Below are 12,876 nucleotides of genomic sequence, written 5' to 3'. Positions count from 1 at the left end.
GTTCCTAACTGCCGAGCCAACGTAAAGAAAGCTGGATTGCGTGAGCAATTCGGCTGTCTCCTCATCCTCTTCCAATTTCACATAGCGCAGAAGCTCTTTCTTAGAGACCCCAGGATCTTTCATGTCGCCCCTCCTTGAGCGCTAACACCTGAGTTAAGCCGCCGCGAAGCGGCGTCGGCTTGGACGAATTGTTAGGGGGCAGCTGCGTTGCCACAGCACTTCTTATGCTTCTTGCCGCTGCCGCAAGCACATGGCTCATTTCGCCCCTGTTTCTTCCCCGGCGCTCGACTTGGCGCTGAGCTCGGCGCCACCGAGGAAGGACAAGCCTGTTCGACGACCTGATTGACCGTGATGTTGTTCGTAGTGCCCGACGGCGAACTCATAAGCTGCGCAGTGGCGAGAACTAGAGCTAAAAAGCCGTACAACTCCCCGCGGTCAGTTGGCAATAGATCCGCCAAACGGCGGAAGCCGGGGAGTTCGGCGCGAATTTGCTCCGCAACCTCTTCAGGGGCAGCGCGACGTTCCGTGGCGGCTTGGATCAAGCTAGCCAGTTCCCGCAGCTCTCTGACTGTGCGGTCGGGCGCTGACAGAATCTCAACGGTGTCTCCGATGAAGTTAAATACTCCATCGGGCACGTGGCCCGTGCCGCCGCACTTGGGACAGGGACCAGAGCTGCAGCCGGAGAAATTAACATGCAGCGCGTTCTCTAAGAAGAACCCGGAGGCAAATGGAGTACCGCAGGAATCACAGAACGCTGGTACGGCTGGCATCGAACTCTCCCTGCCCCCCTGACACCTGAAACACGGGGACGCCGAGACCGCAGGCCGCGGTGTTCCCCTTGATTGAATAGTTAGATGGCAGCCTAGCAAGAGTTTGTGCGGGGTGCCACGAAACGCGATGCCACAATGATAGGCAGCGGGGGAAAATAATTGCGGGACGTGATGTGCGGCGAAGCTTGAATGTGCCTGCCGGGAAACTGCACGGCGCGGACTCAAATATTGCTGAGGTACAACCCAGAAACTTTGCCCACCTAGCACCTGAGTTTGGCGGCGGCCGCGCAGCAGCAGTTGTTTATCGCTCCGGCTTCTGTCAGGGAATTCCTACTAGGTGGGTAAGAAAGCAGTGGAGGCTGCCGTCGAGTCCAGCGCAGGCAGCAATGTCTTCGCCAAGCACTCGCGGTCTTGCCGCTCCTACAGCGGAGCAGCTACCGAAATCACCCGAAGGAATCAGCCGCGATCAGTCGCCGGCAAATGCTCGGGTTCCGCCTGCGCTGCGGCCAGCCATTCGCGCATCGCTGGCAGCGCATAGATCGCGGCGGCGTAATCGCGTGCAGTCGCATCCATCTCGACGCCATAGGCGACAAAACGCGTGCACACCGGCGCGAACATCGCGTCGACGATGCCGAATTCGCCGCAGAGAAAATCGCCGTCGCCGCCGAAGCGCGCACGCAGGTCGCGCCAGATCGCCTGCACACGATCGATGTCGCGCTGCGCGTCTGCATCCCAGCGATAGCCGTTGCGTTCGCGTCGGCAATTGAGCGGCAGCTGCGTGCGCAGCGCGGCGAAGCCGGAATGCATCTCGGCGACGGCGCAACGCGCCGCGGCGCGCGCCTTCGCATCGATCGGCCAGGCGCGACCCGCCAGCCAACGTTCGTTGATGACTTCGCAGATCGCCAACGAATCCCAGATCGTTTCGTCGTCGACCAGCAGCACCGGCACGCGCCCCGTCGGCGTGTAGTCGCCGATGCGCTGGTAAAACTCCGGCGTGTCCAGCGGCAGTTTTACTTCGTCGAACGCGACGCCGAAATGGCGCAGCAGCAACCAGGGCCGCAGCGACCACGAGGAATAATTCTTGTTGCCGATCACCAGGGTTGGCATGGATCCATCCGCCTTGAAAACACTGCCGGAAAAATAGTCGCTGCGGCGAAGGCACGACAGCAACAGGCGCCGCTGATCTACACCGTCACGCTGCTGATCGCCTGCGTCTGGTTGCCGCCGTATTGCCGCGCCTTGCCGACGGCCTGGGCAACGCGTTCCATCATCAGCTGCGAGCCGCGCTCGCCCGGCTGCGCGGCGGAAATGCCGATGGTCGCGGTGAGCTTCTCGATGCCGCTGCCGGCCGGCAAAGCCATTTTCGCGACGGCAGCGCAGATGCGGTCGCCGAGCTCTCGCGCTAGGCCGAGCTTGCGGCCCGGCATCAGCACCAGGAATTCATCGGCAGCAAAGCGTCCGACCACATCGCCGTAGTCGACCTCCTCGCGGATCAGGTCAGCCACCGAATTCACCACGCTCGCGATCACATCCTTGGGCACCGCCTCGAACTGGTCCAGACCGACGCGCATCACCGCCAGTGGCTTGTGCTGCAGGAATGCGAGCTCGTGCATGCGTTGCAGATGCTGATCGATCATCGCGCGTTTGTAGACGCCCGATTCGCTGTCGATCTCTTCGGCGTGCCGCTGCAGCATCGCTGCGGCCGCTTCATCTCCGGCGGTCGTCGCCAGCGCGGCGAATTCAGCGCACAGGTCGAGCTCGTCCTCGCTGTACAGCACATCGGATTTGCGCTCGATCAACAACGCGCCCCAACCCGGCTTGGCGATCGGCAGCGGAATGACGGCCAAGCGCACCTGCTGCAACGGGCCTTCCGGGCCATCGAAATCGATGCCGATCTGCTGCGGTGCGCGCGAACGGCTGAGATTTTTCATCAGCTGCGCGCGACGGTCGAGCAACACCTGGTAGCGCGGCTCGGCGGACTTCGGCTCGACCAGCAACAAGTCCTCGTGGTGATAGTTCATCGCCACCACCGCCGACGCCAGTTGCGGCAATACCGGTTTCAGGCCTTCGAGCAGGCGCCGGTACGCGACCCATTCGAGGTCGCCCTCGGCAGCATTGACCAGTGCCGATTCCAGCCCGGCCATCAACTGCGCACGTGCCTTTTCTATTTTCTCGACCGTGCTCAGCTCCGGCACGATCGCGCGCTTGGCCTGGGCGCGCACCTGCAGTTTCTGCCGTATCCACGGCAGCACGAGATACAACGCCAGCAACAACGCGATCAGCAATTCGTAACCACGACGCAGCATCAGCGTCATCGGCAGCATCTGCTTCATCGCCAGGAATTGCGCGACCATCGCCGCGATCACGCCCAGGCAAACCAGGATCGGTCCCCAGCGCCACTGCCGCGGATCCATTGCCAGCGCGACGATGCAGGCGAGCATCACCAGCGCCCGCAACACGATCGAGGTCAGCTGCAATTCCGGCAGATCCACCAGCGGTACGAACACCGCGACCACCGCCAGTGCAAGAAAACCACCGCCAGCAAGGGTGAGCACGCGTTGCAGATCGGGAGAATTTTTTTCCAGCCCGGCATAACGGCTGGTGCTCCACAAAAGCGGCGCGCAGGCGAGCAGCCACAGTGCCGGAACGATCTTCGGTCCGAAGCTGGCCAGTCGCGCGCCCAGCGGCACGGCATCGAGATGATCGTTGGCAGCAAGGCAGGCGATGCCGCAGACCACCGTCGCCAGCAACACACTTGCGCCGCCCGAGGTCGGCGATTGGAACTGGCGGAAAATCGCCACCAGCGCGATCAATACCAACAGACCATAGAGCGAGCCATAGAGACGCTGGCTGGGACGATCACGACTTTCCAGATCGTCGGCGGCGATGATTTCCGGATGCAGGCTGAGGAAACCCTCGCCATCGATTTCCACGTACAACGTCGTCGGCCCCTGCAATTGCTCGGGCACCGGCATCAGGAAAGCATCGGGCCATTCGGGATCGGGCTCGGCTTTTTGTCCATGCCCAGTTTCGGCGACGACGGCGGTCGGCGGCCCGGGTACATGCAGGCGCGCGGTCTTGATCGCCTGCCGGTCCAGGCGCAGCCATTGTCGGCTGCCATCGGTCGGCAGATCGGTGCGCAGACGCAGCCAGATCGTCTTGCCCGGCTGACCGCGGGCGCCGAGGGTGTTTTCGAGTATCGGCGTGAAGCCCGGCTGTGCGCGCCCGGAAAGAATGTCCTCGAGCGGCGTACCGCTGGGCGTTTCCATGATCGCGAGCGCGGGCTTCGGCGTGTCGGCTGTCGCGGCAGGCGCGGATGTCGCCGGCGTCTGCGCGGCCGCGCTGATCGCGACCAGCAACGCCAGGCAGCCTGCCCACACCCTGGATCCCGCCTTAGCCATTGATGCCCCTCCGGATCGGGAAGTGTGCCGCAATTCGCGTTGTGGCACAGCCACCCTCCAGAGACGTGTCCGGGTGCTCAGGCAAGCAGTCCGTCGATCGCGGAATCGGGCTCGTCATCGGGCGAAGCCCGGCCCAGATCCAGCCCCGCCAGGCATATCTGCGCCTCGTCCCAGGCGGCATCGGGCACGCAAACCTGCACCAGTCCCGACATCGGCAACTCACCCAGCGCCCCGGTCAGATATTCGCCGCGCACAAATACCGGCAGGCCGGCTGCTTCCAACGCATGCTTGACCAGATGGGCATCGACAACATTGGCTGCGTCATACACGACCCGCATTCGCATCTCCCCCGGCCCTGACGATTTATACCGCATGCGCGGCGGCACGGGGCGCGACCCAGCCGGTAAACTACCGGTCTTTCCGCTTTCGGTCTTCGCCCTTTTCCATGGCCCCCATGAGCAAGCTCCCGCCCGACGCCGTACCCGCCAAGCCTTCTGCCAGCAGCGATGCCGCAGTTCCCGTGGTCGAGAAAAACGATTTCATCCGGCAGATCATTCGCGAGGACCTCGCCAGCGGCAAACACGCCGCCGTCCACACGCGCTTCCCGCCCGAGCCCAATGGCTACCTGCACATCGGCCACGCCAAAAGCATCTGCCTGAATTTCGGTATCGGCCTGGAATTCGCCGGCCCCTGCAACCTGCGCTTCGACGATACCAATCCCAGCAAGGAAGATCTCGAATACGTCGCCGCGATCCAGGACGATATCCGCTGGCTCGGCTTCGAATGGTCGGAGCTGCGCCATGCCTCGGATTATTTCGAGGTGTTCTATCGCAGCGCGCTCAAGCTGATCCGCGACGGCAAGGCCTTTGTCTGCGATCTCGATGCCGAACAGGTGCGCATCTATCGCGGCACGCTGACCGAACCAGGCCGCAACTCGCCGTTCCGCGACCGCAGCGTCGAAGAAAACCTCGATCTGTTCCAGCGCATGCGCGCCGGTGAATTTCCCGATGGCGCGCGCACCCTGCGCGCGAAGATCGACATGACCAGTGGCAACATCAACCTGCGCGATCCGGCGATCTACCGCATCCGCCACGTGCACCACCAGAACACCGGCGACGCCTGGCCGATCTACCCGATGTACGACTACGCGCACTGCATCTCCGACGCACTCGAAGGCATCACGCATTCGCTGTGCACGCTGGAATTCGAGGATCACCGTCCGTTGTACGACTGGTGCATCGACCACATCGATCTCGCCGGCAACCCCGACCTGTGGCAGCCACTGGTCGCCGCCGGCCTGAAGACCGTCATCAGCAAGCCGCGACAGATCGAGTTCTCGCGCCTGAACATCAACTACACCGTGATGAGCAAGCGCAAGCTCATGGCTCTGGTCAACGAAGGCCTGGTCGCGGGCTGGGACGATCCGCGCATGCCGACGCTGCAAGGCCTGCGTCGTCGCGGTTACACACCGGCCAGCCTGCGCCTGCTCGCCGACCGCGTCGGCATCAGCAAGCAGAATTCGCTGATCGATTTCTCCATCCTCGAAGGCTGCGTGCGCGAGGACCTCGATGCCAACGCGCCGCGGCGCATGGCGGTGATCGATCCGCTGAAAGTGATCATCGACAACCTCGACGCGCACCACGAGGAAACGCTGACCTTCTCCAATCATCCCAAGAACGAAGCCTTCGGCAGCCGCAGCGTGCCGTTCTCGCGTGAGCTGTGGATCGAGCGCGAGGATTTCATGGAAGTGCCGCCGAAAGGTTTCCACCGCCTCGTGCCCGGTGGCGAAGTACGCCTGCGCGGCGTCGGCATCGTCAAATGCGTGGACGTGGTGAAGGACGGCGATACGGTGACCGCGCTGCATTGCACGCTCGACCCCGAATCGCGAGCCGGCCTGCCCGGTGCCGACCGCAAGATCAAGGGCACCATCCACTGGCTCAGCGCGCGCCATGCCGTGCCGGCGGAAATCCGCCTCTACGATCGCCTGTTCTCGGTCGCTGATCCCGACAACGACGAAGGTGGCCGCGACTATCACGAATGCATCAATCCGGAATCGGTGCGACACGTGCGCGGCTATGTCGAACCGGTTGCCGCCGGCGCCGCGGTCGAACAGAACCTGCAGTTCGAGCGCCTGGGCTATTTCGTCGCCGACCGTCGCGACCATCGTGAAACGCATCCGGTGTTCAACCGCACCGTCACGTTGCGCGACAGCTGGTCGAAGCCGGCCTGAGCATGAGCCGCGACGCGCACAGCGGCGCCTGTCTGTGCGGTGGCATCCGCTACCGCATCACTGCGCCCCTGCGCGACATCGCGCATTGCCATTGCTCGATGTGCCGCCGCAACAGCGGTGGCATCGTCACCACCTGGGTGACGGTGCCGCGCGCGGACTTCGTGCTCAGCCAGGGCGAATTGAAAAGCTACCAGTCGAGCCGCAGCACGCATCGGCAGTTCTGTCCCGACTGCGGTGCGTTGATCGCGTTGTTCACCGACCTCGCGCCGGAATCGGTGGACGTGACCGTCGCGACGCTGGATCATCCCGAGGATCACCGGCCGCATCGCCACATCTGGTTCCGCGATCGCCTGCCCTGGCTCGACCTCGACAAGGAGCTTCCGCATGAAGACGGCGAAACGTATTAGAACCGCGTGTACGACGGCGCTGTTGCTGATCCTCGCCGCCTGCGCCGCGTCGCAGGGCAACGGCACCGCACCATCGGCTGCCGCGCCGCCACTGGCCTCGACACCGACGACCACGGCGTCTTCCGCCTCGGCATCGACATCCGCACCCACGCCGGCCCCCGCAACGACGGTGATGACGACAACGCCTGCCACCGACATCGCCGCCGCGATCACCACGCCAGCAAAGAAATTCCAGATCGCCGCGATCGACCAGCATTGCAAGACCGATGCCGACTGCGCGATCAAGGATGTCGGCAGCTGCTGCGGCTATCGTCCCGCCTGCGTGAACATCGACAGCAAGACGCATCCGGAACAGGTGAAGGCGCAATGCGCCAAGAGCGGCCAGATGGGCATCTGCGGTTTTCCGTCGATCTCCGGCTGCCAATGCGTTTCCGGCCAATGCGCGGTGCGCAATGGCACCGGCAACAACAATCCTCTGGGGACGTGATGCTTTACGGACAGATCCATCTCACGCTACCGCCCTGGATCCACGATGAAGTGGACGCCACCCGCGTTTATGCCGACAACGAAAGCCGCATCGCGCTGGCGATCGACCTGTCGCGGCGCAACGTCGCGCATCGCAGCGGCGGACCATTCGGCGCGGCGGTATTCAACGAAGCCGGGCGCCTGATCGGCATCGGCGTCAATCGCGTCGTGCCTTCGAACTGCTCGATCGCCCACGCCGAGATGATGGCGGTGGCGACCTGCCAACAACGCATGCAGCGCTTCCGTCTCAACGACGGCGACGGCGATGGCGATGGTCGCATCATCCTGGCGACGTCGTCGCAGCCCTGCGCGATGTGCTACGGCGCGCTGATCTGGGCCGGCATCGACGAACTGCTGATCGCCGCACGCAGCGACGACGTGCAGACGCTCGCCGGTTTCGACGAAGGCCCGCTGCCCGCCGACTGGGCCGGCGAATTGGAAAAACGCGGCATCCGCGTGCAACGCGATCTGATGCGCGATCACGCGCGTGACGTGCTGCGCGACTACGGCGAGAGCGGCGTTGTTTATTGATTCTTCTCATGTAGGAGCGACGCAAGTCGCGACACGCCTCCGTAACGTAAATAAATCGCGACTTGCGTCGCTCCTACATGGATTGGACACGCGATGATCGCTGAAGGCCTGCTCTGCTACTGCCGCCCCGGCTTCGAGCCCGAGCTTGCCGCCGAACTGAGCGAACGCGCGGCGCTCGCCGGCATCGCGGGCTATGCGCGCACCGAGCGCAACAGCGGCTTCGTGCAATTCCTCGGCGAACACGGCGCGGCGATGTCGAAGGCGCTGCCGTATTCCGGCCTGATCTTCGCGCGACAGAAATTGCGCCTGCTTGCCGAGTTGAAGGATATTGATCCGAAAGACCGCATCGCGCCGATGTTCGACGCGCTCGCCGGCCGTGGTCGTTACGGCGATCTGTGGGTCGAACATCCCGATTCCGACGAATCGCGACAACTCGCCGGACTGGCACGTTCATTCGCCAATGCACTGCGCCCGGCGTTGCGCCAGCGCGGCCTGCTCACCGACAAGGAAGATCCGCGCCTGCCGCGCCTGCATGTCTGCTTTCTCGATGGCAATCACGCGCTGCTCGCGGCCGGCGATGTCCGCGACGGCTCGCTATGGCCGCTGGGCGTGCCGCGCCTGCGCCAGCTCAGCGAAGCGCCGAGTCGTTCCGCGCTCAAGCTCGAAGAAGCGATCCTCACACTGATGACGCCCGACGAACGCGAGCGCCTGCTCAAGCCGGGCATGAACGCCGCCGACCTCGGCGCCGCACCTGGTGGCTGGAGCTGGGTGCTCGCGCGCCAGCACATCCGCGTTGCCGCGATCGACAACGGCCCGCTGGCCGAATCCGCGCTCGCCACCGGAATCATCGAGCACATCCGCGCCGATGGTTTCCTCTGGACACCGCCGAAGCCGCTGGACTGGATGGTCTGCGACATGGTCGAGTCGCCGCGAAAAGTCGCGACGCGCATGGCCGAGTGGTTCGCCCACGACGGCTGTCAGCACTCGATCTTCAACCTCAAGCTGCCGATGAAAAAGCGCTGGGACGAAACCCGGATGTGCCTGGAACTGTTCGAAAACAAAGCCGGCAAACCACTGATCGTCCGCGCCCGCCAGCTCTACCACGATCGCGAGGAAATCACCGTTTTCGCGAGCAATCCCGAGGCCCGTCCGCGTGCGCTGTGATCGCTTGATCCGTGCGCTGGGCATCGTGCCGCTGGCTTTTTTTCTGTTGCCGCTCTGCGTGCAGGCACAGAGCCAGTCGTCGTACTTCGCCGCCGCTGATCTCGATCACGACAAACGCCTGTCGCTGGTCGAATTCCAGGAGTGGATGAGCTACGCCTTCCATCGTATGGACGCCAATCACAACGACGTCCTCGAACCCGAGGAACAACACGTGACGCGAGCCACGCGACTCACGCTGGCGGAGTTGCATACGCGCCAGGCCGAGCAATTCCGTCGTCAGGACAAGAACGGCGACGGTTACCTGAGCCAGAAAGAATTCCTCGCACCGCCGGGCTGATGCGAAACCCGTAGGAGCCAGCTTGCTGGCGACACCGCATAGGGTCGACGGCCTCGATCGTCGCAATCAGATGGACAATGCCGTAGTCACTGCCTGGATAAACAGAGTCGCCAGCAAGCTGGCTCCTACGGGCGACTACAACCCCGCTGCACGCTTCCACAGAAACTGCCCGAGCATCGGCAGCTTGCCTGCGAGGCCGAGGGCATGACCGCGCAGCAACGTCGGCAACACGGCATCGTTCGAGAACGCCGCGTTGATCGCCTCGAACGAGTAGGCCGCCAACGCGTTCTCGCTGCTGCGACTGCGCGCCCAGCGCGCGAGGCGGTGCGGCGCACTGAAATCGCGACGATCAGCGAGCGCCGACCGCACCGAATCGCGCAACGCCGCGACATCGCGCAGGCCGAGATTCACGCCCTGCCCTGCCAGCGGATGCACGGCGTGCGCGGCGTCGCCGATCAGCGCGATCCGGCCGCTGACCATTTCACTGGCCAGCTGTCGGCGCAGCGGGAACGAGGCACGCGTCGAAACTGAAATCACGTCGCCGAGACGGGCGTCGAAAGCCCGCGTGAGCTCGCGACAAAAAGCCGCATCATCGACGGACAGCAAGCGCGCCGCTTCGTGTTCCGGCAATGTCCAGACGATCGAGCTGCGGCCGTCCCTGCAAGGCAGGAATGCCAGCGGGCCGGTCGGCAGGAAGCGTTGCCAGGCAGTGTCTTCATGCGCGTGCTGTGTACTCACGTATGCGACGACGCCGCATTGCCCGTAGTCGCGTTCGGTGACACTCAAGCCGATCAGATCGCGAACGCGCGAAGTGGCACCATCGGCGCCAAGCACGAGCTTCGCATGTAGACGCTGGCCATTGGCGAGCGTGACCGTCGCAGCATCGGCATCCTGTTCCAGCGCTTCCAGGCGCTCCGGGCAATGCCGCTCGATGCGTGCGTCGGCGACGATCGCAGCCCACAGGCGATCGACCAGCAGGCCGTGTTCGACGATATGACCCAGGCACTGGCGGCCCAACGCATCGGCATCGAAATCCAGCTCACCGCCGCCGCCCGCGTCCCAGACGCGCATCCGCCGATACGGCTGCGCGCGCGCGGCGACGACCTGCGGCCACACCGCCAGCGCTTCCAGCAAAGTCTGCGAATCGGGAGCGAAGGCATAGACGCGCAGATCGTGCGACTCCGCCCGCCAAGGCTTGGGCTCGTGCGCTTCGACGATCGCGACACGCAGGCCTTCGTTCGCCAATGCCAGCGCCGCGGCCGCCCCGACCACGCCCGCACCGATGATGACAACATCGAAAGCGCCGCGCCGCGTCATGCTCGGCCCCGCGCCAGCGCCGGCACTTGTCCGCGCAAACCCATCGCGCCCGAGAGCAGCGGCGCCGAAAGACCTTCGCTGTTGCCGATCGCGAGCAAACCGAGCGAGCGCAGCAGGTGCATCGGGAAACTGTCGTTGGCAGTGATGCGCGCCAGGCCGTCGCTGAATGCCAGCGTGCGCTCGCGATCTTCGCGACGCGCTTCGACGTAGGTCGACAACAACGCGGCATCGCCGGGGTCGTCGCCATCGAGCAATTCCGCGAGCATCAAGGCATCGCGCAGGCCGAGATTGAAACCCTGCGCACCGATCGGATGGATGGTCTGCGCGGCATTGCCCATCAACAGACTGCGCGGCGCATCGAGGCGTTCGGCGAGCACGCGCACCAGCGGATAGGCGTTGCGCTTGCCGACGCGAAAAATTCGCCCGGCGCGCCAGCCGAAACGCTGCTGGAAATAGTCGATGAAGCCGGTGTCGTCGAGCGCCAAAACACCCGCCGCGTCTTCGCGCGCGACGCCGCAGACCGCGCCGTAATCGCGGCCCATCGGCAGCAACGCGACCGGACCCTGTTCGCTGAAGCGCTCGTAGGCGGTGCCGTCGGCGGCGCGATCGGCGGCCAGGCTGCAGACGAGCAGCGTCTGCTGGTAATCGTGTTCGATCGTGCCGATACCCAATGCCGTGCGCACGAAAGATCGCGTGCCGTCAGCAGCGATCAGCAATCGCGTGCGCAGCGTGTGCGTTGCGTCGTCCTGCTGGATCTGTACGCTCACGTCGTGATCGCCTGGGCTGACCGCGCTGACCGTCGCCGGACGCAGACGCTGCAGATTCCTGATTTCGGACAGGCGCATTTCCAGTGCCGCGCCGAGATCGCTGGCCAGCACCACCGCGCCGAAACCTTCGCGACCGACATCGCCGGCATCCAGGCGCACCGCGCCGAAATCGCCGACGCGGCTCACGTGCAACTTACGGATCGGCGAAGGTGCGGTCGGCAGTTTCGCCAATACGCCCAGCGCCGCGAGCGCATTGAGGCTGGCCGCGGACAGTGCGAGCTTGCGCGTATCGAAACCGGGCGGACTCAGATCGGGCGCAGTGGCCTCGACCAGCGCGACCCGATACCCCGAACCTTCCAGCGCACAGGCCAGGCTGGCGCCGACCAGACCGGCACCGACCACGAGGATATCGACGGCCATAGCTTCGACGTGTTCGCTCATCGGCAAATGATACCCGCCGCCCGGGGTCTCCCGGGTGGCCGAGTTCCGCTAGAATGTCCGGCGATTCTCCTGGAAGCACGATCATGAACCTGACCACCAGCCAGCGCGCGGGAATCCTGTTGGCGCTCGCCCTCGTGATGATGGGCACGCGCATCAACCATTTCTCCGCGATACCCGACGCCTCCTGGGCCCTGTTCTTCATCGGCGGCTTTTATCTGCGCGGCATCAGCCGCTGGGCATTCCCGCTGCTGATGGCGCTGGCCGTCGCCGTCGACTGGTACGTGATCACCGCCAGCGGCCTCGGCTTCTGGGATCACTACTGCGTCTCTGCCGCGTACTGGTTCCTGGTGCCGTCCTATTTCAGCCTCTGGTTCGGCGGCCTGTGGCTGCGCAAGCATTACCAGGGCTTGAGCCTGGCTAGTTTCGGCTTGCTCGCGCTGAGTTTTCTGGTTTCGGTCACCGCCTGCGACGTGATCTCGAACGGCAGCTTCTACTGGCTCAGCGACAGCGTGCACGGCGCAACATTTGCCGGCTGGATCAAGAATCTTGGCGACTGGTACCTGCCCTATCTCTACACCGCGTCGATATACGTCGCCGGCGCGGCCGTGCTGCACGTCGTGGTCGCGTTGATTGCTGGCAAATTGCCGGTCACGGCGAAGGCGGACAGCCGCACCGCACTCTGAAGGATCCGTCGCCATGGGCAACCGTCTTTCCAAGATCTACACCCGCACGGGCGATGACGGTTCGACGGGACTCGGCGACGGCTCCCGCGTCTCGAAGGATTCGGCGCGCGTCGCCGCTTACGGCACGGTCGATGAAGCCAACTCGGCGATCGGCCTGATCCTCGCTGGCGACATTCCCGAGCCAGTGCGCGAAGTATTAGTCGCGGTGCAGCACCAGTTGTTCGATCTCGGCGGCGAACTCTGCATCCCCGGCCATTCGGCGATTTTCTCCGCCGACATCGACCGTCTTGAACAACAGCTCGA

The 12,876-nt window shown here is 64.2% G+C and carries 14 protein-coding genes; 8 read left to right on the top strand and 6 right to left on the bottom strand.

Annotated elements, in window-relative coordinates; translation table 11 throughout:
• Positions 1–191: 191 nt before the first annotated feature.
• The 4 genes from VKM35_RS13840 to VKM35_RS06385 all read right to left on the bottom strand — a co-directional run bounded on the left by VKM35_RS13840 (position 192) and on the right by VKM35_RS06385 (position 4,509).
• Complete coding sequence (locus VKM35_RS13840) at positions 192–383, bottom strand: SEC-C metal-binding domain-containing protein (RefSeq protein WP_414636579.1); 192 nt, start codon at positions 381–383, stop codon at positions 192–194.
• A gap of 843 nt (positions 384–1,226) precedes the next feature.
• Positions 1,227–1,877 (bottom strand): glutathione S-transferase family protein, encoded by a 651-nt coding sequence (locus VKM35_RS06395; protein WP_324319542.1) that lies wholly within the window; start codon positions 1,875–1,877, stop codon positions 1,227–1,229.
• Between the two features lie 77 nt (positions 1,878–1,954).
• Entirely contained in the window at positions 1,955–4,150 is a 2,196-nt protein-coding gene (locus VKM35_RS06390) for a diguanylate cyclase domain-containing protein (RefSeq protein WP_324319540.1), read from the bottom strand.
• Positions 4,151–4,248: 98 nt separating this feature from the next.
• Positions 4,249–4,509 carry a DUF2007 domain-containing protein gene (locus VKM35_RS06385; RefSeq protein ID WP_324319538.1) on the bottom strand — a complete coding sequence of 87 codons (261 nt, stop codon included), beginning with the start codon at positions 4,507–4,509 and terminating at the stop codon, positions 4,249–4,251.
• Positions 4,510–4,625: 116 nt separating this feature from the next.
• Here VKM35_RS06385 and VKM35_RS06380 point away from each other — a divergent pair, with 116 nt between their 5' ends.
• The 6 genes from VKM35_RS06380 (at position 4,626) to VKM35_RS06355 (ending at position 9,365) form a co-directional block, all read left to right on the top strand.
• Entirely contained in the window at positions 4,626–6,401 is a 1,776-nt protein-coding gene (locus VKM35_RS06380; RefSeq protein ID WP_324319536.1) for a glutamine--tRNA ligase/YqeY domain fusion protein, read from the top strand.
• 2 nt (positions 6,402–6,403) lie between these two features.
• Positions 6,404–6,808 carry a GFA family protein gene (locus VKM35_RS06375; RefSeq protein WP_324319534.1) on the top strand — a complete coding sequence of 135 codons (405 nt, stop codon included), beginning with the start codon at positions 6,404–6,406 and terminating at the stop codon, positions 6,806–6,808.
• The gene (locus VKM35_RS06370; RefSeq protein ID WP_324319532.1) at positions 6,786–7,295 is read left to right on the top strand and encodes a hypothetical protein; all 510 of its coding nucleotides are present in this window, start codon (positions 6,786–6,788) and stop codon (positions 7,293–7,295) included. The genes VKM35_RS06375 and VKM35_RS06370 overlap by 23 nt, the downstream gene beginning before the upstream one ends.
• Positions 7,295–7,864 carry a nucleoside deaminase gene (locus tag VKM35_RS06365; protein WP_324319530.1) on the top strand — a complete coding sequence of 190 codons (570 nt, stop codon included), beginning with the start codon at positions 7,295–7,297 and terminating at the stop codon, positions 7,862–7,864. Before VKM35_RS06370 ends, VKM35_RS06365 begins: the two co-directional genes overlap by 1 nt.
• Before the next feature lie 93 nt (positions 7,865–7,957).
• The gene (rlmM, locus tag VKM35_RS06360; protein WP_324319529.1) at positions 7,958–9,028 is read left to right on the top strand and encodes a 23S rRNA (cytidine(2498)-2'-O)-methyltransferase RlmM; all 1,071 of its coding nucleotides are present in this window, start codon (positions 7,958–7,960) and stop codon (positions 9,026–9,028) included.
• A gap of 4 nt (positions 9,029–9,032) precedes the next feature.
• Positions 9,033–9,365, top strand: a complete 333-nt coding sequence (locus tag VKM35_RS06355) for a hypothetical protein (RefSeq protein ID WP_324319527.1) — start codon at positions 9,033–9,035, stop codon at positions 9,363–9,365.
• A gap of 135 nt (positions 9,366–9,500) precedes the next feature.
• On the opposite strand, the gene VKM35_RS06350 is transcribed toward VKM35_RS06355, so the two are convergent.
• Together VKM35_RS06350 and ubiH are read right to left on the bottom strand one after the other, a co-directional pair.
• Positions 9,501–10,682 carry an FAD-dependent oxidoreductase gene (locus VKM35_RS06350; protein ID WP_324319525.1) on the bottom strand — a complete coding sequence of 394 codons (1,182 nt, stop codon included), beginning with the start codon at positions 10,680–10,682 and terminating at the stop codon, positions 9,501–9,503.
• Positions 10,679–11,890: a 2-octaprenyl-6-methoxyphenyl hydroxylase gene (ubiH, locus tag VKM35_RS06345; protein WP_324319523.1), complete on the bottom strand. Its 1,212-nt coding sequence runs from the start codon at positions 11,888–11,890 to the stop codon at positions 10,679–10,681. Before ubiH ends, VKM35_RS06350 begins: the two co-directional genes overlap by 4 nt.
• Before the next feature lie 83 nt (positions 11,891–11,973).
• Between ubiH and VKM35_RS06340 the strand changes: the two genes are divergently transcribed.
• Complete coding sequence (locus VKM35_RS06340) at positions 11,974–12,573, top strand: hypothetical protein (RefSeq protein WP_324319521.1); 600 nt, start codon at positions 11,974–11,976, stop codon at positions 12,571–12,573.
• Between the two features lie 13 nt (positions 12,574–12,586).
• Positions 12,587–12,876, top strand: a 290-nt coding sequence (locus tag VKM35_RS06335; RefSeq protein ID WP_414636578.1) for an ATP:cob(I)alamin adenosyltransferase, incomplete at its 3' end; no start/stop codon positions are given.

Source organism: Arenimonas sp. (assembly GCF_035312645.1).
Taxonomy (GTDB): Bacteria; Pseudomonadota; Gammaproteobacteria; order Xanthomonadales; family Xanthomonadaceae; genus Arenimonas.
The sequence above is the reverse complement of the archived record's forward strand: the minus strand, read 5'-3'. Positions and strand labels throughout refer to the sequence as shown.